Consider the following 23,568-nt stretch of genomic DNA (forward strand, 5'->3'; position numbering starts at 1 on the left):
AGTTATTCTTTTTTGTATTCTTTTAACTCAGCAGTCACTCTTCCAACAGGAACTTTTGTCTCAATTTTTAGTGGAATTTTACTGTCATCTTTGCTGAGCCAGATAATAATGTCTCCTTTTCTTTTGAAAAGTCCTTCTGTATCAAGCAAAGGTTTTATAACAATTGCATCAATTTCTTTTTTATTTGATAATTCTATCTTTTCTTCTTTAATTGGTTGAACCTGGACAGTCGTAAACTTATTACTATCAAAAATATCTACTGATACAGGTTCTTTCAGGCTTATTGGTAATGTTCTAAGATAAAAAAATCCTGAAAGAACATCCATGAATACTTTATCTATTCCCTTGTGATATGTTGTATTATTTTTAAGGTGATTAATAAAGATTATTTCCTTCTGATTATAATCAAATATGGTTTCTTTATTGCCTCTATATTTACCTTCTACTTGAACTAATTTAAAGTGTTTCGGTTTACCATATTCTATTTTACTTTCCGCATGGTCATTTACATAGTAAAAATTTGAAATAAAGCTCGCTGATTTAACCATAGAAGTTATCGTAACCTCACTTGAATCTCCCTTAACAGAAACAATTGCTGAACCGACATAAATTCCCATCCAGTATATATCAAATTTCATTGACTCATTAATAAACCGATTAAAAGGATTATTTTTTATTTCAGATTGTATTTTTTCATTTTCTTGACTAAATTCGGTCTGAGAAGATTCTTCTGTATTTTTTGTAAAATTTTCAGGTTTAACATTTTCAGAAACTTTTTCATTATTATTTTCTTTTTTATCTAAGTTTTTTAATTGTTCTGTATTGGGAATAATTTTATGCTTCTCGCTTTCTTTTTTGCTTTCAAAGATATATGTATCTATAAAATCTGTAAAAGATAGATTCAACTGAATTTTACCAAGAGCCATCATTATACTTATATGAACAATTATTGAAATTAATATTCCTGCTATAATCCATTTGGGTTTCATAAAAATAGTATAACACTTAGTTGACCAATAGATTAAAACATATATAGAATGAAAAGATTATAAAGGAGGCTATGTTTTGAAAAAAAAGATTTTAATATTGCTGATAATTTCAGCTCTTATAATTTTTTTTATTATCGGCAAAGCTGATGTTTCCTCTATTTTTCTTAAACCAGCTATTAATGAGCTTAAAGATATACTTGGAATGGAAGTATCAATTGATAAAGTTTATATACATTTTATACCTCTTTATTTTGAATTTAAAAATGTCACTACATTTAATTCGGTAACAGATGAAAAAGATAATTTTAAGTTTAAAAAAGTAAAACTTTATATAGGTTTAACCAAAATTTTCAATAAAGAAATAGAAATAAGAAAAGCAGTTCTGTATTCAGCTGATTTTTCAGTAAAATACTCAACATTAAACAGATATATAGAAAATATTTCTGAATACTTGAAAAAGCCTTCAAAGTTTCCATTAAAAGTGAAGATTAATTCTCTTGAAATAGAAAACTTTTCTGGTTCAATTTATGACAGTGATTTAAAATTAAATCTGAAAGATCTTTATGGAAGAGTAATTCTAAAGGGAGAACCTGACATCTCAGTCCTTTCCAACATAAAACTTATCTCATTTAAATATCCTAATATTGATACTAATCTAAAAGCATCTTTTAAAATTAAAAATCAAGAAGTAATTCTTGAAGAACTTAAATTTTTTGATATTAACTCTTTGTTAAAAGCTTCTGGAAGAATAAACTACAGCAATTTCTTAGGAGAGTTTGTTGTTTCAAGTAAGATATTTTTTAAATCTCTCATGAAAATTTTTGGTATAGATAGAGAAGGTTATGGAGAAGTTAACATTGATGGGAAGTTAATATTTGATAAAGGTAAAAAATGGCAAGATAGAATAAGGTTAAATTTAACATTCAATAGTTCATTTTTTCTTGAAGAATTAATGCAGATTTTGAAAGTTTCTGAAAAACTAAGTGGATTCACTGAATCTGAAGGAAAAGTAGAAGGCACAATTTCTTCGCCTCAAATTTCTGCCAAAGCAAGTCTAAAAAAAGGAAACATTCTTGGAGTGAAAGTAGATGAGATAAATACTCAAGCTTTTTACAAAGATGGAATATTAGAGTTTAAAAATGGGAAAGTAAGGCTTTACGGAGGAGTTGCACAGGCGTATGTCTGGATAACTCTTCCTAAAGTAATAAAACACTATGTTTTTATAGACATGGATAATGTATCAAGTAATGGAATTTTTGAAGTTATTCATTGGAACCCTAACATTGCAGAAGGAACAGTAAAAGGATGGTTGATATCCGAGGGAGAAAATTTTTCTCCCAAAGGTTCATTTGTTTATTTAAGAAAATCTCAAAAACCTGATGATTTAAGAGGGAAAATTGAATGGATAAAGGGTGATTTTAGCTCAATAAATGAAATTTATAAATTTAGTTCATTAGAGATTGCTTTATCTAAAACTATGGCAAAAGCAAGTGGATATATAGATGTGCATAATAATCATCTTAACATTGAGTTTATTGCATTCAGTAAAGATATAAATGAACTTTTAATCCCATATCAAAAGGGTATCTATGGAGATATGAATATTAAAGGTAGGCTGTATGGAAATACTGAAAATCCAGAAATAGCTATTAACTTTTCATCAGAAAAAATTCATATCCTGGCACATGAAATTGAAAAATCTATTCCAGAACATCCAGTTACATTTGACCATCTTAAAGGCGACATTGTCTATAAAAAGAATCTTTTACTAATAAATAACATTGCGGGAAAGGATATTTCCATAAAAGGAAAAATTTTATTTCCTCAGGCAAAAAATATGTTTGAGATAACAAATCCTATATATGATATTTTATTTTCAGCAAAAAACATACCTATCCGAAATTTATATATAGAAGGTATTGATAAAGAAGTTAATACTTACATATCCGTGGATGGTTCCATAAAAGATAAAGGGAATATTACAGGAAAAATTATTTTTAGTCCGATATTTTTTAGAGATAATAAAATTATTGATAAACTTACTGCATTGATTGTATTTGATAGAAATTTTATTTTTATAAAAAATCTGGATATTAATAATAATGGAAATATATTAAATGCATCAGGGTATGTAGATTTACGCGGGGAACTAAATATTTCAGGCAAATCAAAAGCTTTTGATATAACAAATATAACAAAAGATTATGTCAAAAAATTAGGTATACACTACATGGAAAAAATGAATCTAACTAATTTGCATTTTAATATTTTGGGTTCAATAAAAAAACCAACAGTCACTGTAAATACAGGACTAATAACAAAACTTAAAAATGGTAAAAAAATAGATGGATTAATTAGTCTTAATTATGAAAAAAATCATTTGATTGCTAAGGCTAATATTACAAAGGGTATTTTGTTTAGCCTTGAAGGTTTTACAGATAAAAAAGAATGGAATATAGCAGGTAATTTTAGTTCAGCAAGAGTAGACCCATTAGTTGGACTTTTCATTAATAATCTTCCAGAGGATTTAGTAATCTTAATTGATGGAAAAATAAAAGCTTCATTGGTCAATCAAAATCTAAATGCTCAGATTGATTTAAAACAAATATTTACAAGACTCTATGGAATAGGACTTAATAATAAAAATCCTGTAAACATAAATATAGAAAAGGGAAATGTATATTTTAATCCTATAACTCTTTTAGGACAATCTACAGAACTAACAATAAAAGGTAAAATAGTTGATTACTTTGACATCCTCATTGAGGGCTCTACTGATTTGAGACCCCTTAAAGCTTTATTTAAAGTTGATGACATAAAAGGCAGAGCATCAATGCAAGTTTATATTTATGAGAGCAGAAAAAATCCTGAAATAGCAGGAGAAGTTGATATAGACAATGCATCAATCACTTTAAGGAAGGATATTCCCAGTTTAAATAATTTGAATGCTATTGTATCTTTCAATGAGAATAAAGTTGTGATAGAAAAAGCTTATGGCACATTTTCAGAAGGTAATATTCAGATGGACGGAACTGTATATCTTGAAAAGTTTGCTATAAAACAGCTTGCTCTTTCAGGAAAAATTTCTCAAGTTAGATGGATTTTTGCTCCCAGATGTTGGGCATATCTTAATGGACAGATTTATCTTTCAGGCTCTTATAATCAACCTTTTTTATCAGGTCAGGTAAATATTCAAAATGGTGTCTATACAGAAAGATTTGATTGGACAAAACTGGCTCTTAAATCAAGTTCTTCAAAAACAGTTGTAACAAAAGACAGCTGGTTTAACAATTTAAGATTTAATTTGCGTGTCCAGACCAACAATTTTTTTGTTAATAATAATCTTGCTACGGTAAACCTTAATAGCGATATGGTTTTAAAAGGAAGCATTCCTGAACCTTCTTTAATTGGTTGGATAAATGCCAAAGATGGATGGATTTATTTTAGAGGGAATAAATTTGAGATTTCAAAGCTTTTTATCCAGTTCAATGATCCTACTTCAATAAAACCATATCTCAATATTTCCGCAAGAACAAGCATATCTCAATACAATATAAATTTGAATATTAATGGATATATTGACCAATTTAATCTTATACTCAGCTCAAATCCACCTCTTTCAGAATCAGAACTACTTAATATGTTGGTATTGGGACAAAATGGCGTAACAGGCAAAGGAATTCCAGGAGCTTCCGAAGCTGCTTCATTTATTACAGGACAAATGCAAGAAGTCATAGAAGAAAGAGTTAGAGGACTAACAGGGCTTGATGTTATGACAGTTGAACCAGGGATATCAAAAACAACAGGTTCTATCGGTCCAAGGGTAACAGTTGGTAAGAAACTTATGGATGGGAGAATGACAGTTACTTATTCAACCACAACAGGAACCACAGCTGAACAAATTATAAAAATAGAATATTTAGTGAAAAAGGGTATTTCTCTTGTAGGAACAAAGGATGAAATTGGAGGGCTTTCAGGTGCAATTAAGTTTCGTTTTGAGTTTCATTAGTATTTTTTTAATCTTATTTAATGTTGCTTACGCAGAAGAGATTATAAAAAAAATTGAAATTGAAGGTTTAAAATCTATATCAAAAGAAGAGTTCCTTTATCTTTTCGGAATAAAAGAAAATGAACCCTTTACTCAGGATCAAATAACTCAGGGAATCAAAAGAGTTTTTTTAAAAAATTTATTTGATGATATCATTGTTGAGCATAAAGAGCAAATAATAAAAATTTTAATTAAAGAAAAAATCGTGATCAATAAAATAGAAATACAAGGTAATGAACATTTTTCAGAGAGCTTTTTTAGAAAACTACTTACTTTCAAAAAAGGTGATAGATTAAAAGAACTGGAGATTAAAAAAACAAAGGATAACATAGAAAAAGAACTCAAAAAACATGGATTTACAAACTCCAGTGTCCAGATAAATAAAAACTTTAATGAAAACCATGTCAATATAGTAATTTATATACATGAAGGGGAACCTTTGAAAATAAAAAATATAAAATGGGAAGGATATTTTGAAGATTACATTACAAATTTTCTCTCTTTGAATGTTGGAGAACCTTTTGATGAAGTGTTACTTGAAGATTTTATTAATAAAGTAAAAAAATACTTTACTAAACAAGGGTTAATTGGCTCAGACATTACATATTCCTTTAAAGATGGAGAACTCATTTTAAAAATTAAAGAAGGTAAAAAACTAAATATAGAATTTAAAGGAGTTAATTCTTTAAATGAAAAAGACTTAAAAGATATAACAATAGCTCATTTTCAGGATAAAATAAATGAGAACATTATAAAAGATAGTATAAATAGTTTAATCACTTTTTATAAAATAAACGGCTTTCTTGAAATAAAAGTCATTCCTCTTATAGAAGAATCAGAAAAGGAATGGAAAATAACATACTTTATAAATGAAGGTGACAGGAAGTTTATTGAAAAAATTGGAATAGACACAGAATTTCCTAAAGAAGAATTGAAAAATATTCTTGTAAACAAAGAAGGGTTACCATTTAATCCAGAAGAGTTAGATAATGATAGACAGAGAATAGAAGAATATCTTAAAACAAAAGGATATTTTTATGCTAAAGTGTTTCCTCCTCAACTAAAAGATGAAGATAACAAAATAAACATTTTATTTAAAATTCAAGAAGGTAAGCAAGTTAAAATAAAACTAATAAATATTGAAGTAAAAGATAATTTATTAAAATCAGAAGTATCAGAAGTATTAAAAACATATAAAGATTATCCATTTAGCGAGACAATTTTTCTTGAAATAAAAAGAAAAATCAGAGAAATATATATCAAAAATGGATATTCTGATGTGTATATTGAAGGGAAGTATGAAATTAAAGAAGCTGATGCATATATAAATTTTAAAATTGACGCAGGTAATAAAAAATATTTTGGTAAATCAATTATTCTTGGTAACGAAAAAACAAAAACTAAATTTATTTATAAAAGACTCCTACCAAAAGAAGGCAAACCTTATAATCCATATACCTTAGAAGAAGAAAGACAGATGCTTTATAAAACAGGACTTTTTTCACGAATAGAACTTCAACCTGAATCTAAGGATGAATCAATAGATTTAATTTATAACTTTGAAGAAATGCCAGCAGGAGCGTTTGAGTTTGGACTTGGATATGGAGAATATGAGAAAGCAAAAGGTTTTATAGACTTATCTTATATAAATCTCTTCGGTATGAATAAACAAATATTTTCAAGAATTGAATTAAGTACTCTTGAAAATAGAGCTTACATAACCTATGTTGACCCTTGGTTATGGAAAGATCTGACATTTAAATCATCTTTGCTTTTTGAGAAAATGGATGTTAAAAACATTGATACTAAAGATATTATTTATAAAATAAGGAGATATAATGCTTCTGCAGGTTTTGAAAAAAAGTTTTTTGAATCTTTTAAGGCTGAACTTCTTTATGAAGCAACTTATTCAAAAACATGGGATGTTATGCCTGAAGTCGTTATTTCTGATCAAGATATTGGAGAATTATTCATAAGTGGAATAAAAGCCTCATTAATTTATGATAACAGGGACAACCCTTTTGATCCAACAAAAGGATGGCTTGCTGGAGTTACATCAAAACTTAGCAATGAGTTCTTAGGTTCTGATATTAATTTTATAAAATCATCATTCTACATTAATAAATATACAGAAATAACAAAAGGACTGGTTTTAGCAACATCTTTGAGAGGAGGGTGGGCATGGCTTTATGGAGGTACAGACAATTTACCAATATCTGAAAGATATTTTCTTGGTGGAAGAGATACTGTCAGGGGTTATGCTCAAAATACACTCGGTCCAAAACAGAATAATCAACCGACTGGTGGAAATGCTTTTTTTATGGGAAACTTTGAGTTTAGAACTTACTTAGGCAAAAACTTTTTTATAGTTAATTTTCTTGATTTTGGTAATGTATGGAAAAGGGTAGGAGATATAGATATTTCAAACCTTAAATATACCACAGGAGCTGGGTTAAGATATAAAACCCCTGTTGGTCCAATAAGAATAGATTATGGATACAAATTAAATAGACAGGCAGGTGAATCACATGGTGAAATTCATTTTAGTATTGGTCATGCTTTTTAATATAGTTGTTGTTTCATCAGTTTTTCCTGAAACTATAGATAGAGTAATTGCTTATGTAGATTCCAATGCAATAACACTCAGGGATTTTGAAAAAGTAGCTTCTAAGATGAAAGAAAAAATCCCACAAATTAAAAATGAAGAAATATTAGAAACGATGATTAACAGGGTTCTTCTTCTTAGGAAAGCTAAGGAACTTTTTATTGAAGGGAAAGATGAGGAATTGATTAATAACTATGTTGATTTAAAAATAAAATCAGGCATTATAATTCCAGAAAACAAAATAAGAGAATATTACGAAGAAAATAAAATTAAATTTAAAGATACACCCTATATATACATAAGAGATGAGATAGAAAAATATTTGTTTGAAAAAGAGTTTAATCAAAAACTTAAAGAATATATTGAAGAATTAAGACAGAATACAGAGATTAAAATAATTTTTATACCTTAAATTCATAAATAAGAGCTACTTCGTCACATTCTGGGAATTTTGGACATCTTATGCAATCACCCCAAATTTTTTGTGGAAGCTTTGATTTATCCAATTCCATAAATCCTGTTTTTTTAAAAAATTCTGGAATGTATGTCAAAACAAAAACTTTATTAACACCAAGTTTTTTAGCTTCATTAAGACATTTTTTAACAAGAAGACTTCCGATTCCCTTTTTCTGTGACTCTTTTTTTACAGCAAGAGATCTTATTTCAGCAAGGTCCTCCCATAATATATGTAAAGCACATACTCCTTTTATTTCATTGTCCTGTTCAGCAATTAAAAAATCTCTAATATTTTCATAGAGTTCATTCAAAGAACGAGGAAGCATTTCACCTTTTTTGGCAAATTCATTGATTAGTTTGTGGATCAATTTTATATCAGATACTGTTGCTTTTCTAATCTTCAATAATGGAAAAACCTCTTAATATAAGATTTTTATTTATTTCAATCATTGTTTTTCTTTTGGCAGGAATTATTTCTTCAATGGTTTCAATGATTTTTTCAATGTTTAGTATTTTAGATATTTTTATAAAAGCTCCAAGAAGAATCATATTAGCAAGTTTTGGATTTGCAATTAAAGAGGCTTCCTTAGAAGCTTCAATCGGATACACATTAATATTATTCTGATATTTAGAATCTTTTATTATTGACGCATCATAAATAAGACAACCATTTTTTGCCACTCTATTAATAAATTTATTATAAGAAGCTTCATTCAAAACTATAAGATAATCAGCAGTTTTGACTATTGGTGAACCTATAAGCTCATCAGAAATAACAACTATACAATTAGCTGTTCCTCCGCGCATTTCTGCACCATATGAAGGAAACCATGTTACTTCTTTATTTTCCTTCATAGCAGCATGGGCAATGACCTTGCCTAAAAAAAGAATCCCTTGTCCACCAGAACCTGCTATTATTATGCGTTGCTCCATTTATCCTTAAATATTCCTAATTTAAATTCATTCATCATATTTTCTCTAAGCCATTTTAAAGCTTCTTCAGGTGACATACCCCAATCAGTAGGGCAGGGTGAAAGCATCTCAACAAGGCTAAATCCTTTTCCTTCAATCTGATATTTAAAAGCTTTTTCAATATATTTTTTAGCCATAACAATATTTTTATAACTGTCAAGAGCTCCTCTCGCGACAAAAGCTGTGCCTTCAAGGACAGCAAGAAGTTCTGATACATGAATTGGATATCCTGCAACCTTAGGATCTCTACCCAATGGAGTGGTTGTAGTTTTTTGTCCTTTAAGAGTTGTAGGAGCCATTTGTCCGCCTGTCATTCCATAGTTTGCATTATTTATAAAAAATATTGTTATATTCTCTCCACGATTAGCAGCATGAATTATTTCAGCAGTTCCAATTGCAGCAAGATCGCCGTCTCCTTGGTAGGCAAATATCACTTTATCAGGACATGCTCTTTTCATGCCAGTTGCTGCTGCTGGCGGTCTTCCATGAGGAATTTCAAGTATATCTATATCAAAATAGTCATAGGCAAAGACAGCACATCCAACTGGTGCTATTCCAATTGTTATCTCTTTTATTCTGAGTTTATCAATAACTTCTGCAATAAGTCTGTGAGCAATACTATGTCCGCAACCAGGGCAGTATCTAAAAGGAACATTTTTTAGTGATTCAGGTCTTGAAAAGATTTTTTTCATAACAAATCATTATAGCAGAAATTCTTATATTTTTTCATTATTCCCTCAAGAATTCCATTTTCACTTATGATCACTTTATCTATATTCAAATATTCTATAATTTGTCTTAAAATAAGCAATCCAGAACATATTATGTCTGCTCTATTAGATGGTATTCCTTTAATTTTTTTTCGTTCTTCCAGAGAAATAGATAGTAATTTTTTAAGTATTTCTTTAATTTTATCAGTACCAATTTCGCTCATATGAGTTTTTTCAGGGCAATAGTTAGATAATTCCATATTAATCATACCAAGAGTTGAAGCTGTTCCACCTATTGCTATAAACTTGTCACTTTTTATTTTGGGTAAAGATTTTTCTATTTCTTTTTTTATGAATTCTTCCGCTTTAGATATAGATTCGTGAGAATAGGGGTCTATATTTAAAAATTTCTCTTTGATTTTTAATGCGCCTAAAAGTAAAGAGCCACTATTAACACTTTGCTTTTTCCAGTAAACCCATTCTGTACTTCCTCCTCCTATATCAAGTAGAAAAATAGAATCTTCTTTGTTAAATTTTTCATCCATAACTCCACATAGAGTATAATATGCCTCTTCTTTTCCGGAAATTATATGGATATTAATTCCCATGAGTTTTTTTATAGTTTCACAAAAATCTTTACTATTTTTTGCTTCTCTTAAAGCGCTTGTTCCAATGGCAATAATGCACGAAACATTGAATTTTTCAGATATTTTTTTGAATTTTTTTAAAGTATTAATTGATTTTTTTGATGATTCAGCTGAAAGAAGTCCACTTTTAATAATATTCTTGCCCAGACGAGTTACTACTCTATCAGAATAAAGCTTATTAATTTTATTTTCTTTTAAATTTCCTATTAACAGTCTTAAAGTATTACTTCCAATATCTATAACTGCAATATTTTCAATATGTTTCATAATAGCTGTTGACTATTTCAACAACTGCTTTATTCACAGAAACTTTTTTAGTTTCTTTTGTCCTTCTTTTTTTGATTTCCACTTTATTTTCTTTCAATCCCTTTTTTCCTATTACAATTTGAATCGGTATTCCGATTAAATCAGCATCTTTAAATTTAACTCCTGGTCGTTCATCTCTATCATCAATTAAAACTTCCATATGTCTGTCTGCAAAACTATTATATATTTCAGTAACTTTTTCATATAATTCTTCTGCTATACTAACGGTTTTTTCATCATCCATATTGAGAGGAATAATCTCAATGTCAAAAGGAGATATACTTTTGGGCCATATTATTCCATCACTGTCATGATTCTGTTCTATTGCAGCTGCAGCTACCCTTGCTGGTCCGATTCCGTAACTTCCCATGATAATTGGTTTTTCCTTTCCATCTTTATCTAAAAAATAAGCATGCAAAGGCTCAGTATATTTTGTGCCAAGTTTAAAGATATTTCCAACTTCAATTGCTTTCTCAATTTTTAAAGAGTTGCCACATTTAGGACATCTGTCTTCTTCTTTAACTCTTCTTATATCCGCCCATTGAGCATCAAAGTGAATCCCTGGAATAATTCCCTGTAGATGATAATTCTTTTTATTTGCTCCTGAAATATAGGAAATTTCCTTTTGAATTGAAAAATCTGCTATTTTTTTGATTTTATGTCCTACAGGTCCGACAAATCCAAGTTCTACACCAAGTATTTCTAATGCCTGTTCTGATGTGGCAAAGCTGAATTCTCCAATAATTCTTGCAAGCTTTTTTTCATTTAACTCTTGGTCTCCTCTAAGCATAACCAATACAGGACCGTTTTTTTCAGATATAACTATAAGAGTTTTTATAAAATATTTTTCACTTAATCCTAAAAAATCCGATACTTCTTTTACTGACTTTTTCTCTGGAGTGTATATTTCTTTGTATTCAAAATTTAAAGAAGGTAGGGTAGGTAATTCAGATTTAGCTACTTCTATATTGGCAGAATATCCGCAGCTATCACATAAAACAATTTCATCTTCACCAGCTGGAGTTGGAGCCATAAACTCATGAGATTCCATGTCACCCATTATTCCAGGATCTGATTCAACTTGATAGTATTTTAACCCACATTTTGTAAAAATTCTATGATATGCTTCTGCATGAAGATTATAACTTTTATCCAGTCCTTCCCAGTCAATATCAAAACTGTAACTGTCCTTCATGATAAATTCTCTTGTCCTTAAAACACCCCCGCGCGGTCTTGCTTCATCTCTTAATTTTGTTTGAATTTGATACCATATTTGAGGTAGTTGTCTATAGGACTTTATTTCTTTAGAAGCTATCCATGTCATAATTTCTTCATGAGTCATTCCAAGACACATATCTCTACCAGTTCTATCTTTGAGTCTGAACATTTCCTCTTTTATGGTATACCATCTACCTGTTTCTTGCCATATCTCTGCTGGATGGAGAATGGGCATTGAAATTTCTTGTGCACCAATTCGTTCCATTTCTTCTTTCAATATCATGTTTATTTTATTTAAAACACGCCAACCAAGTGGCAAAAAAATGAACAATCCTGCAGCAAGCTGCCTTACATATCCAGCCTTAAGCATTAAAATATGAGATATTGCATTGATTCCAGAAGGAATTTCTCTCATTGTAGGAATAAACAACTTAGAATATCTCATCAAATCCTCCCATACATTAAAGTAATAAATAAGTATAGCACATTTTTAAAAACAACAACAGCATAAACCAGAATTTATCTACAAAATTATAAAATTTAACATAATATACATTATCAGACATAATTTCAATAATAAAAATTGTTGAAAAGTTGTCAGTATTTTTGTGTGAAAAATTCAAAAGTTAATAAATTTTTTGGAAAAATCTTAAATTGAGTATTAGTTAGGCAAATTGATTTTTTAGATGTTATCTATTCTTAATTAAACTTGTTAAAGCATATTCTCCTTTAATATTATTTACAATGACTTTAAAAATATTTCCAGCGACAAGTTTCTTATTATCAACAAAACATTTTATGTAATTATCAGAAGTTCCTGAGAAAAACCCATTTTTCTTATTTTCAATAATAACTTCAAGCTCAGAACCTATAAATTTTTTAATATATTCTAATTTTTTTCTTTTCCCCACTTCTATCAAGCAGTCAGCTCTTTGTCTTTTTATATTCTCAGGAATTTGTTCAGTCATTTCGGATGCTTTTGTAAAAGGTCGTTTTGAATATGGAAAGACATGTAAATATGAAAAGCCTATCTTTTCAATTAGTTGCAATGTTCTTTTAAAATCATCTTCAGTCTCTGAAGGAAAACCTACCATAACATCAGTTCCAATTGAAATATCAGGATAAAGTTTAAAAATTTTTTCTATTATTTGACTAAATTGAAAAGCATCATATCGTCTATTCATTAACCCCAAAATTCTATCACTACCATGCTGAAGCGGAATATGAAGATGCTTACAAATTCTATTATCAGATATTATTTCAAGAAATTCCTGATCAATATGATTAATTTCAATAGAACTTAATCTTATTCTAAACCCAGAGGTTTCTTTAAGTATTGCTTTAAGAAGTTTATTTAAACTTATTTTATTCTCATAATCTATTCCATATAATCCTATGTTAATTCCGCTTAACACAACTTCTTTAATTCCAATTGATTGATAATCTTTTATTTCTTTCATAATTTGTTCAATTTTATAACTTCTTGGTTTTCTTCTCAAATATGGAACAATGCAATAACTACAATACTGATTACATCCATCTTGAACCTTAATAATAGCTCTATGCCTTGATATTTTTAAGGTGTCACTTTTATTTAAATTTTCAAAGTTATTGATTATACTGTCTTTTTCAAAATTTGAAAAAACTTTTAAATTTTCTGAATTTTCAATTCTACAAAGCTCTACATAGCAACCCGTAACAAAAGCTTTTTTACCAAGTTTTTTCGCTTTATTTATTATATGTCTTGACTGAACTTCTGCTTTGTGCGTAACAGCACAGGTATTTATAATCCAAAGACTTGCTTCTTCTGGATTGCTGGTAACAACATATCCCTTAGTTGTCAAAAGTTTTTCCAATCTCTGAGCCTCTGCCTGATTAACTCTGCATCCATAAGTGATAAAACATACTTTCATGTGCTGATAATGTCTCCCTCTAAGGAGTGTCTGTGAGTTTTTGCAATTTTAACATTAACAATTTCACCAGCTTTAATATCTGAATAAATTTTTACAACTTTATTTGTTCTTGTTTTACCTGTTGTAAATCCTTCTTCATCTTTCCCTTCAACCAGAACTTCTTGGATTTTTCCTTCTAATCTTTTGTTTTTTCTTTCAGTTATTTCATCCTGAAGCTTTAAAACCTCTATAAGTCTTGCGGCTTTAACTTCTTCTGAAATATGCCCATCAAGTTTTGCAGCAGCAGTTCCAAGTCTTGGTGAAAATTTGAAAGCAAAAATGCCATCAAATCTAATTTCTTTTAAAGCATTAATTGTTTTTTCAAAATCTTCATGCTGTTCTTGAGGAAATCCGACGATAATATCTGAAGTAATTGCAATATCTGGAATTGCCTCACGAAGCCAGCAGATTTTTTCAAAATATTCTTCATATGTATATTTTCTGTTCATAAGTTTAAGAATTTTGTTTGAACCTGCTTGAAGTGGAAGATGAATATGTTCGCATATCTTTTTATAATCTTTCATTACATCAACAAGTTCTTTTGATAAATCCTTAGGATGTGAGGTTATAAAACGAATTCTTTTAATACCTTCAATTTTTTCAACTTTTTCAAGTAATAAAGGGAAATTAGTATTTCCATCTTTATAAGAATTTACATTTTGTCCAAGAAGTGTGACTTCCTTGTATCCTTGTTCTGCAAGAAGACTGATCTCTTTAATAATATCATCTACAGGTCTGCTTCTTTCTTTTCCTCTGGTATATGGAACAACACAGTAGGTACAGTAGTTATTGCATCCATAAATTATATTCACCCATGCTTTTACACAGTCTTTTCTTTTCACCGGTAGATTAATGTTAGCTACTTCAGGATTTTCATCAGTAAATATTCTATGCGAAACTTGATTTTCAATAATATTTTCAATAACATGAAGATTGTCAGGTCCTATAATATAATCAATATATGGTAATTTATTTAAAAGTTTTTCACCTTGAAGTTGAGCTGAACATCCTGCTACTATAATCTTTAATTGAGGATTTTTCTTTTTAAGATGTTTTACTCTTCCAAGACTGCTAAAAAATTTTTGTTCAGCTTTATGTCTTATTGCACAGGTATTAAAAATAACAATATCTGCTTTTTTAGGTTCATCAACTTCAATAAATCCTTTAGTCCCAAGAATACCAAGCATTCTCTCACTATCATGTTCATTCATTTGACAGCCAAATGTTTTTATATAAACTGCCCTACCCTTCATGTTTTATTATAACAGGCAAGAATACTACGTTTTCAAACTCTGAATATTTGAATGATTTTTCATACTTAAAGCATAATATAAAAATGATTTATGAATTCTTACAAGCCATACTTATTATCTTCGGTATTTCTGGTGTAATTATTTATATTCTTAGACAACTTAAAATACCTTCCATTGTAGGATTTTTAATAGCAGGAACAGTTATAGGTCCTTATGGTATGGGATTAATAAAAGATCCTAATGAAGTAGAAATAATCGCAGAAATAGGTGTAATTCTACTTATGTTTACTATAGGCATTGAATTCTCTATCCCAAGACTTATGGCATTAAAAAAAGAAGTCTTTTTATTAGGAAGTCTTCAAGTTGCATTAACCATAATTGTTATAAGCATTATAAGTGAATTGGTATTGAATGTTTCTTTAAATAACTCAATTTTTTATGGGTTTATAATTGCTTTGAGCAGTACTGCCATTGTTATGAAACTTCTCTCTGACAAAGGAGAATTAAATTCTCCTCATGGTAAAATCTGTCTTGGAATCCTTCTTTTTCAAGACATTTGTGTTGTCCCACTTATGCTTTTTACTCAATTGCTTGCTGGACAAGGAGAAAGCTATTATAACTTTTTTACGGTCATTTTAAAAGCATCTATAATACTTTCAATAGTTTTTATATTTTCCAGGTTAGCTGTGCCTTATATTCTTCATGAAATTGTTAAAACAAAAAGCAGAGAACTTTTTATAATCACAACCATTTTTATATGTCTTGGAACTGCTTATTTTACCTCTAAATTAGGGCTTTCCCTTGCTCTTGGAGCTTTCTTAGCTGGAATAGTCATATCAGAGTCTGAATACTCAGCTCAGGCTGTATCAGACATATTGCCCTTTAAAGAAACTTTTTCAGGGATATTTTTTATCTCTGTTGGAATGCTTTTGAATATTGATTATATAAAAGCTCATCTATTAGAAGAAGTTATTCTTGTCGGTAGCATTTTCTTTTTTAAAGCCTTGGTCATTATTGTTATTGCTTACATTTTTATTCACTCATTAAGAGTATCGTTAAAATCTGCTCTATCATTATCTCAAATAGGTGAATTTTCATTTATACTGGCATTCACAGGAAAATCCTTAGGTCTTTTAAATGAAAATGCTTACCAAAGCTTTATTTCTGCTTCTGTAGTTACCATGCTATTTACTCCTTTGATAATTAAGTATTCTCCAAAATTAATTGATTATTTAGTTCAGATGAAACCATTTAAAACTCTTGAAAAGACGAGGAAAATAAAAGAATCAGATATAATTGTAAAAAAATCAAATCATGTTATTATTATTGGTTTCGGATTAAATGGAAGGAATCTCGCAAGAGTTCTTAAAGAAACTAATATACCTTACATAATTTTAGAGCTTAATCCTGATACAGTAAGAAAAATGAAAAAGAAAGGTGAGCCAATATATTATGGAGACGGAACAAGTCAGGAAATATTACATAAACTTGGTATTAAAAGAGCAAATGTCCTTGTTATTGCCATATCCGATCCTTCTGCAACAAGAAAGATAGTTCAACTTGCAAAGACTGAAAATCCTAAAATACATATAATTGTCAGAACTCGTTTTATTGCTGAAATTGAAGAATTGAAAAAATTAGGTGCAGATGAAGTTATACCAGAAGAGTTTGAAACATCACTGGAGATTTTTGCAAGAGTATTACATCATTTTGGGATACCCAGAAATCAAATATTACAAATGATAGAAAAAATTAGAGCTGAAGGCTATGAAATTTTAAGAATTACTGATATACCAAAAACCAGGGCTGGGGTTGAATGCGTAATATTTGAAGGTCTTGATATGGATAGTTTTTTAGTAAAAAAAGGCTCGTGGCTAATTGGACATTCTCTTAAATCTCTGGATATAAGACACAAAGCCAAAGTTACAGTAATTGCTATTCAAAGGGGGGAAGAGACGATTCTAAACCCTTCTGCTGATTTTGTTCTAAAAGAGGGAGATATAATAATTTATGTGGGTAGCAAGAAACAATTAATTGATGCATTTAATTTTTTCCAGAAAAAAGATTAAATCCTCTCCCAAAAGTTATCGTATAAAATTAGTGAATATTTTAGCCTCTCTTTCAGGATTTATTATTTTGTCTTTTCCATTTTCAACAAGTTTTAATGTCCATGCCATATTTTTTCCAAGTATTCTCATTATCTGCATTCCTTCCTCATCCTTTAAAACCTCTCCTGGATTCATTCCGTATATGACGTTCCAGTAATTAGAAGATGGAACAATCATTTCTGCATAATGTAGATAATGTAAAAGTTGATCAAAGGTTGTTACACCTCCAGAACGTCTATCAGCTACAACCGCTGCTCCAACTTTGTGTCTGAATAGTCCATCATTAACAGATGCAACCAAAAAAGCTCTATCTAAAAAGCATTTAAATGTACCTGCGATTCCTGAAAAGTAAACTGGAGAACCTAATATTATGCCATCAGATTCTTTTATTTTTTGAATCCATTCATTAACTTCATCATTAATACTACATTTCTCATTTTTATTTTTAGCACATTTATAACAAGCTATGCATCCTCTTATTCTTTTATTTCCCACTTGAATTATTTCTACTTTTATATTTTCTTTTTTAAGTTCTTCAGCTACAACTTTAATAGCATGATAGGTATTGCCATTTTTTCTTGGACTTCCATTAAAAGCTACTACTTTCATTTTGCCCTCCTACTTCATTTTTTTATTAATATATTAAATTTATCCTACTTTTGTCACTCAGCACTTTTGCAGGGAATTTATTTTAATACAGTCTTTTTAATTTATTTTTTAAACAAATCAATAACAGTAATCTCTGGTGGAGCAAATATTCTTACTGGTGGTCCCCATGTGCCTGTGCCTCTACTTATATAAAGATAAACATCTTTGTTAATTTTTGTTAATCCAGAATCATTATTATTGTAGTGTAGCTTTGTTGCTATACTAAAAGGAAAAAACTGCCCTTTATGAGTATGCCCTGAAAGTTGCAAATCAAAATATCCTATTAATTCTTTATCAATCAATGGTCTATGTTTAAGAAGTATAGTAAAACCTTTATTTTTGAAATAGTTTAAAAGAGAGACCTTATCTTGATTTACCTTTAAACCATATCTCGCAGATTCTGTATCATCTAATCCTGCTATATTAATGTTTAACTCCTCTATTGTCACTCCAGCATTCCTTAAGACCTTGAATCCAGCTTTTTCAGTAAAAAAAAGAGCTTTATTTAAGCCAGCGTAAAACTCATGATTTCCTGTAATTGCAAACTTTCCATATGAAGTTTTTATTTCTTTTAATAGTTCCGCTATATGATTCATTCTATCTATCTGCGCATCAACAAGATCGCCAGTTGAAACAAGAATATCAGGATTAACTTCTTTAATTTTTTCAATAATCTTTTTAATTCTTCCTTCTCTCACGATTAAACCAATATGCACATCTGATATCTGAACAATTCTTACATTTTTTGTTATTTTGTCAGATTTGATATAAAATCTCTCAACTCGTATATTCATTGCTTCCAAATAACCATAGATTAGAAAAATAACTGATAAACCTAAGGGGAATAAAAAGTACACTGTTTTAGGAATTTTTTGTAATATAATAAATAAATTCTTTCCTGATATTTTTGATATTACAAGCATTGATAATCTTCCAAAATCAGTTAGAATTCCAAAAAATAAAAATAGAACAACAAAAGCCATCCATAGATACCCAATCCATGAAAGCCCTATTGCAAAAGTCTCATAACCATTTTTTTCAGATACTCTAATAATTAATGGAGAAAATATCATCAGTAATAAAAAAACGCTTATAATTAGCTGAAATTGCCATCCAAAATTTAAAATTGATTTCAGTTTAACAAAAAAATAGAAATTAATTATTCCATAAATAGTAAAAAATATTATGAAAAACATCCTTCTTTAACTCCTCTGTTAAAAAAATGTTAGTTCAAAACTTTTATTTTTCATTATAACAATTATTTAGTTGGAGATAAATTTTTAATTTTCTATTGACTTTTATCTTTTATTAAATTATAATAATTATAAAATAAATTTTGGAGGTGGATTTATGGAAACAAAAATGCCTTTATTAGGAGAAAAAGTGGATGACAGAAAAATTAAAACTACTCACGGTATCATCAATTTCCCTTCTGATTATAAGGGGAAATGGGTAATTCTTTTCAGTCACCCTGCAGATTTTACTCCTGTTTGCACAACTGAATTTGTAGCTTTTCAGAAAAGAATTGATGAATTTAAATCGTTAAATTGTGAGTTAATTGGACTATCTATTGATCAAGTTTTTTCTCACATCAAATGGGTTGAGTGGATTAAGGAAAAACTTGGAGTAGAGATTACTTTTCCAATTATTTCTGATGATATGGGAGAGATTGCAAAATCATTTGGGATGATAAGTCCAGCTAAGGGAACTAATACAATAAGAGCAGTATTTGTTATTGATCCAAATGGAATATTGAGAGTTATTCTCTATTATCCACAGGAAATTGGAAGAAATATTGATGAAATCGTAAGAACTGTAAAAGCATTGCAGATTTCGGATGCAAATAAGGTAGCTATTCCAGCTGGTTGGCCTAATAATGAACTAATCGGAGACAAAGTTATAGTTCCTCCTGCATCAGATGTAAAGACAGCACAGGAAAGACCGAAGCAATTTGAATGCTTTGATTGGTGGTTTTGTTATAAAAAACTATAATATTTTTTAAGAGAGCTCGTTTATCGGGCTCTCTTATTTTTCATGAATAAGAATTCTTCGGAGAGACACCGTAAATCTTCCAGATAAAAAACGGAGAGGGAGGGATTTGAACCCTCGGTGGAGCTTTTAGACCCCACACGCGATTTCCAGTCGCGCCCGTTCGGCCACTCCGGCACCTCTCCACAGATTTTTTTATTTTAGCATTTAGAGGGTTATATTTTCAAAGAATTTTAAGAGTTTTTCTTCATTTTTCTTTAAGAACTGTTCAAGTTCTTCCTTTGTAAGAGGAGAACACTCATCTGGATTTTCTTTGTTTAGTTTAACTAACATTATTCTTTTAATTTTTCCATTAAGTACAGCAACACACATAACAATATCATCTATTAAAAATTCAATTTCTTCAAACTCTTCTATTTTCTCAGGAATGTTTTGACAACAGATTGAAAGACTTTTTAAGAATTCAGGATTTTGAATATATTCTAATTTAAAAGGTTTACCAATAAACTTTTTGAATTTTTCCATTCATTCATTCTCCATAAAAAAGCCGGGAATTTCATTTCCCGGCTTTTTTAAGCATATTAAGACAATATTATCCTTTCTTATGACATTCATTACATTTTGTTGGAGCAGCTTTACCTTCCTCAACCGCTTTTTTATGGCAGTCTATACAATTTTTGTGATAAGCGTCCATAGCTTTTGATGCTCCATTTTTAGCTTCTGCAGGATCATGACAATCAGTGCATTTTTGGACTTTTACCTTAGGGTCAGCTTCTTTGTGATGGCATACTTTACAGTCTACTTTATAATCTGTGGAATGTTTAGCATGTGAAAATTTTACAGGTGGAAATTTTGCACCTTCAAGCTTTAAATCGTATACATCCTGAGGTTGAGCATATACAAAAGAAATTGCAAACAGAAAAGTGACAGCAATAAGAACTATCAAACCTTTTTTAGATTTCACTTTTTTCACCTCCTTTCATTTATTTTTATATATCAATGCTCTTCATGTTCCTCTTCATAACCTGTAAACATGGCTTTAATATGAGCCATAGGGGTATGTCCTAATGTAGCAAGATAGAAATGCACTATTATAAAAGCACTGAAAAATATCCACAATCCTGTATGAATAAGAGTAGCAATCTGAATTCCTCCAATTAAACTGATTATTGAGCTAAATAATTGAGGATCCCAAAGCATTAATCCAGTAATAATTTGTAGAGGAATAAGAAGAACCATAATCATTAAATAAGATATCTGCTGCATTGGATTAAATTTATGCTCTGGCGTTGGATGATGAGGATTCTTATCGCCAACCATTATTCCATATCCGTAATATTTTGCCTGTCTGATTGAATTCTTAATAAATTCTACAGGCCTCCAAAATGGTGGAATATATATTTTGAAAAGTTTACCTGTAAAAAGATAGTAAAGAAGCCATATAAAATAGTTAGCAAGAAGAATAAATCCAAGCCAACTATGAACATCTACCGCTGTTTCAAAACTCATAATTCCCATGTTCTCAGCAAATCTAATTTGTGCTCCTGTTATTATTAAAATTATAAATCCTAATGCATTTATCCAGTGCCATATTCTAACTGGCAACGGATGAAGATAAATCTTTTTCATTATTTGCCCTCCCTTCTCTTTCTTCTAATTGGAGCTGTTAAAATTCTGAGCGTTAAATGTCCCACAGGAACTGCCACACCGCCTAATAAAGCTATGAAGAATAAAATATCAAGTATTTTTATTTTTGTCAGTCCTAATACATAAAAATCTTTAATATTTGGAATTGCATAGGCTGAGTTTATTGCACTTCTTTCCAAATCAAATTTAACAGCCTTTCCCCCTTCCCTATTAATTTCAATCTTTGCTGCAAAAGAAGCTGAAGGATCGTGACAGGCTGCACAGTCTTTAATAGCTTTAGATTTTGGTTCAATTTTATGAGCATCATTAGAATTTATAACATCAATTCTTCCAGAAAGATTTGCCTTTGCTTTTGCCTTAACTGAAGACATAAACTGCCAGAGTTCTTGTTCTTGAATTTTCCCGTCATTATTGTAATCAATTTTACCTTTAACCTCTTTTGGATCAACACCAAAAATTTTAGCAACTTCAGATTCTGTTAATGGTTTTTTCTTAGCTCTATCAAAAAGTGTAAGATAAATAGCTTTATTAACTGTGGTATGACATGCAGCACAGGATGCTGAATTAAAGTGAGCATCTACAAATGTAGTGAGTTTTACAGGAGGATTCCAGAGCCATTTGTTATGGCTTGTTTTGACATCTTTATGGCATTTAACACATGAATTACCAAGTTGAGCAATATTTGCTGCAAGAACATCGTGAGAATTATGGCAGGATGCACAGGTTGGAGCATTCTGCTTACCATCATTTATGGCTTTCTGATGAACGCTTTCTTTAAATGCCCGTCCTGACTCATTGTGACATTTTACACAAAGCTCTGAGCTTGCAGATTTATCTTTAGTGATTAATACAACTTTATGATAATCATGACATTTTAGGCAATCTGGTGATTGTTGATTTCCTTTCTTAAGAGCTTCAGCATGAATGCTAATATCGTATTTTTTAACTGCATCTTGATGGCAGTTGTTGCAAACATCTTTTGCCTTTGCTCTGTAATTCGCCACAGACTCAAAGCTTCTCACCGGATGTTGCGTTGTAGAAAATTCTTTATGACATTCCGTACATTTAAGTTTCTTATGAACCGAATTTAAAATATCTGTCTCTTTTACCTGAACTGATAATGTTTCTCCATTTTTCATTTTCATTGAAATAGGTCTGCTATGGCAGTTTAAGCAATATTGATTTTCTGGAAGTGTCTTGGCAACCTTAGTTGGCTTTACACCGTGATAGCCATGACATTCAATACAGGATGTTGTCTTAGTAAGAGCATAATGAGCTGGATTTTTCTGTAATTCTTTGTCTGTATGACATTTTGTGCATATTCTTGTCATTTCTTTTCTGTATTGATTTTTATCTTTATAATTATATATAGGATGGTTTACCTTTGAAAAATCATCGTGGCAGACAAGACATTGAAACTTGGCATGGACTGATTTTTTAATTTCGGACTCATTAACTTTAAGAGAAATCTTTTCTTTGCTTGGCAAAGTTTTAGTAATGTTAGACTGATGACATGTTAGACAATATTCAGAAAAACTTGCTTTCTTTTTCCAATCCTTCATTGAAGTTATGTAATGTGAACCATGACATTCAGAACAGAAAACTTCACCTTTTTTCACTACTTCTCCATGAACTTTAGGTTTCATTAATGAATCTTGAGGGTGACAGTTCAAACAGTTTTTAGAAAATTCTTTAATATATACCTTCCTGTCAGTTATTTTTTTGGGTTTTGGATGATTTTTTAATGTGATATCTGGATGACAGGATGAACAATCCATCGCGCCATGAACAGATTTTTCAAATTTGTTACCATCAATATAAAGGGAAAGGGATCCACCACTATCTAACGCTTTCTGTAATGTTTTCATTCCATGACATCGTAAACAAGCTTTAGTATCATCCGAAATTGCATCATTTAAAGGAACTAAGTAGGAGATTAAGAAACACAATATTACTACCCCACTAATAACAATTGCCCTCATCCCTCACTCCTTATGTATAGATTTTAAATTAAATTGCA

General features: G+C 29.9%; 19 protein-coding genes and 1 tRNA gene. 5 read left to right on the plus strand and 15 right to left on the minus strand.

What is annotated here, in order from left to right:
• Positions 1-2: 2 nt before the first annotated feature.
• Positions 3-989 carry a DUF3108 domain-containing protein gene (locus FLY87_RS04445; protein ID WP_012546441.1) on the minus strand — a complete coding sequence of 329 codons (987 nt, stop codon included), beginning with the start codon at positions 987-989 and terminating at the stop codon, positions 3-5.
• 76 nt (positions 990-1,065) lie between these two features.
• On the opposite strand from FLY87_RS04445, the gene FLY87_RS04450 reads away from it, so the two are divergent.
• From FLY87_RS04450 to FLY87_RS04460, 3 genes are read left to right on the plus strand one after another with little or no spacing between them, the layout of a single operon-like run.
• Positions 1,066-4,998 carry a translocation/assembly module TamB domain-containing protein gene (locus tag FLY87_RS04450; RefSeq protein ID WP_012545562.1) on the plus strand — a complete coding sequence of 1,311 codons (3,933 nt, stop codon included), beginning with the start codon at positions 1,066-1,068 and terminating at the stop codon, positions 4,996-4,998.
• On the plus strand, positions 4,967-7,603 hold the full coding sequence (locus tag FLY87_RS04455; protein WP_012546673.1) for an outer membrane protein assembly factor: 2,637 nt from the start codon (positions 4,967-4,969) through the stop codon (positions 7,601-7,603). Before FLY87_RS04450 ends, FLY87_RS04455 begins: the two co-directional genes overlap by 32 nt.
• The gene (locus tag FLY87_RS04460; protein ID WP_012546023.1) at positions 7,566-8,054 is read left to right on the plus strand and encodes a hypothetical protein; all 489 of its coding nucleotides are present in this window, start codon (positions 7,566-7,568) and stop codon (positions 8,052-8,054) included. Before FLY87_RS04455 ends, FLY87_RS04460 begins: the two co-directional genes overlap by 38 nt.
• On the opposite strand, the gene FLY87_RS04465 is transcribed toward FLY87_RS04460, so the two are convergent.
• The 7 genes from FLY87_RS04465 to miaB all read right to left on the minus strand — a co-directional run bounded on the left by FLY87_RS04465 (position 8,044) and on the right by miaB (position 15,156).
• Positions 8,044-8,502, minus strand: coding sequence for an N-acetyltransferase (locus FLY87_RS04465; protein ID WP_012546022.1), 459 nt, complete (start codon positions 8,500-8,502; stop codon positions 8,044-8,046). The genes FLY87_RS04460 and FLY87_RS04465 overlap by 11 nt on opposite strands.
• A complete protein-coding gene (locus tag FLY87_RS04470) occupies positions 8,492-9,031 on the minus strand; it encodes a 2-oxoacid:acceptor oxidoreductase family protein (RefSeq protein WP_028842753.1) in 540 nt (179 codons plus the stop codon). The genes FLY87_RS04465 and FLY87_RS04470 overlap by 11 nt, the downstream gene beginning before the upstream one ends.
• On the minus strand, positions 9,016-9,762 hold the full coding sequence (locus FLY87_RS04475) for a thiamine pyrophosphate-dependent enzyme (RefSeq protein WP_012546413.1): 747 nt from the start codon (positions 9,760-9,762) through the stop codon (positions 9,016-9,018). The genes FLY87_RS04470 and FLY87_RS04475 overlap by 16 nt, the downstream gene beginning before the upstream one ends.
• Positions 9,759-10,694, minus strand: a complete 936-nt coding sequence (locus FLY87_RS04480; RefSeq protein ID WP_012545527.1) for a bifunctional 3-dehydroquinate synthase/phosphatase — start codon at positions 10,692-10,694, stop codon at positions 9,759-9,761. The genes FLY87_RS04475 and FLY87_RS04480 overlap by 4 nt, the downstream gene beginning before the upstream one ends.
• A complete protein-coding gene (locus FLY87_RS04485) occupies positions 10,681-12,396 on the minus strand; it encodes a proline--tRNA ligase (RefSeq protein ID WP_012545094.1) in 1,716 nt (571 codons plus the stop codon). Before FLY87_RS04485 ends, FLY87_RS04480 begins: the two co-directional genes overlap by 14 nt.
• Before the next feature lie 244 nt (positions 12,397-12,640).
• Entirely contained in the window at positions 12,641-13,864 is a 1,224-nt protein-coding gene (gene mtaB / locus FLY87_RS04490; protein ID WP_012545970.1) for a tRNA (N(6)-L-threonylcarbamoyladenosine(37)-C(2))-methylthiotransferase MtaB, read from the minus strand.
• Positions 13,861-15,156: a tRNA (N6-isopentenyl adenosine(37)-C2)-methylthiotransferase MiaB gene (gene miaB / locus FLY87_RS04495; RefSeq protein ID WP_012545886.1), complete on the minus strand. Its 1,296-nt coding sequence runs from the start codon at positions 15,154-15,156 to the stop codon at positions 13,861-13,863. The genes mtaB and miaB overlap by 4 nt, the downstream gene beginning before the upstream one ends.
• Before the next feature lie 83 nt (positions 15,157-15,239).
• Here miaB and FLY87_RS04500 point away from each other — a divergent pair, with 83 nt between their 5' ends.
• A complete protein-coding gene (locus tag FLY87_RS04500; RefSeq protein WP_028842752.1) occupies positions 15,240-17,225 on the plus strand; it encodes a monovalent cation:proton antiporter-2 (CPA2) family protein in 1,986 nt (661 codons plus the stop codon).
• A gap of 15 nt (positions 17,226-17,240) precedes the next feature.
• Here FLY87_RS04500 and FLY87_RS04505 read toward each other — a convergent pair whose 3' ends face one another.
• Positions 17,241-17,873 carry a flavodoxin family protein gene (locus FLY87_RS04505; protein ID WP_028842751.1) on the minus strand — a complete coding sequence of 211 codons (633 nt, stop codon included), beginning with the start codon at positions 17,871-17,873 and terminating at the stop codon, positions 17,241-17,243.
• A gap of 101 nt (positions 17,874-17,974) precedes the next feature.
• The gene (locus FLY87_RS04510) at positions 17,975-19,108 is read right to left on the minus strand and encodes a metallophosphoesterase (RefSeq protein ID WP_141266373.1); all 1,134 of its coding nucleotides are present in this window, start codon (positions 19,106-19,108) and stop codon (positions 17,975-17,977) included.
• Between the two features lie 154 nt (positions 19,109-19,262).
• Between FLY87_RS04510 and FLY87_RS04515 the strand changes: the two genes are divergently transcribed.
• Positions 19,263-19,904 (plus strand): peroxiredoxin, encoded by a 642-nt coding sequence (locus tag FLY87_RS04515; RefSeq protein ID WP_012545081.1) that lies wholly within the window; start codon positions 19,263-19,265, stop codon positions 19,902-19,904.
• Between the two features lie 91 nt (positions 19,905-19,995).
• Here FLY87_RS04515 and FLY87_RS04520 read toward each other — a convergent pair.
• The 5 genes from FLY87_RS04520 to FLY87_RS04540 all read right to left on the minus strand — a co-directional run bounded on the left by FLY87_RS04520 (position 19,996) and on the right by FLY87_RS04540 (position 23,416).
• Positions 19,996-20,086, minus strand: a tRNA-Ser gene (locus FLY87_RS04520).
• A gap of 22 nt (positions 20,087-20,108) precedes the next feature.
• Complete coding sequence (locus FLY87_RS04525; RefSeq protein WP_012545928.1) at positions 20,109-20,426, minus strand: hypothetical protein; 318 nt, start codon at positions 20,424-20,426, stop codon at positions 20,109-20,111.
• A gap of 67 nt (positions 20,427-20,493) precedes the next feature.
• On the minus strand, positions 20,494-20,865 hold the full coding sequence (locus tag FLY87_RS04530; protein ID WP_012546815.1) for a class III cytochrome C family protein: 372 nt from the start codon (positions 20,863-20,865) through the stop codon (positions 20,494-20,496).
• 32 nt (positions 20,866-20,897) lie between these two features.
• On the minus strand, positions 20,898-21,530 hold the full coding sequence (locus tag FLY87_RS04535; protein ID WP_012545712.1) for a cytochrome b/b6 domain-containing protein: 633 nt from the start codon (positions 21,528-21,530) through the stop codon (positions 20,898-20,900).
• Complete coding sequence (locus FLY87_RS04540; protein WP_164924839.1) at positions 21,530-23,416, minus strand: multiheme c-type cytochrome; 1,887 nt, start codon at positions 23,414-23,416, stop codon at positions 21,530-21,532. The genes FLY87_RS04535 and FLY87_RS04540 overlap by 1 nt, the downstream gene beginning before the upstream one ends.
• Positions 23,417-23,568: the final 152 nt, after the last annotated feature.

It is taken from the genome of Thermodesulfovibrio sp. Kuro-1, from assembly GCF_006538445.1.
Classification (GTDB): Bacteria; Nitrospirota; Thermodesulfovibrionia; order Thermodesulfovibrionales; family Thermodesulfovibrionaceae; genus Thermodesulfovibrio; species Thermodesulfovibrio yellowstonii.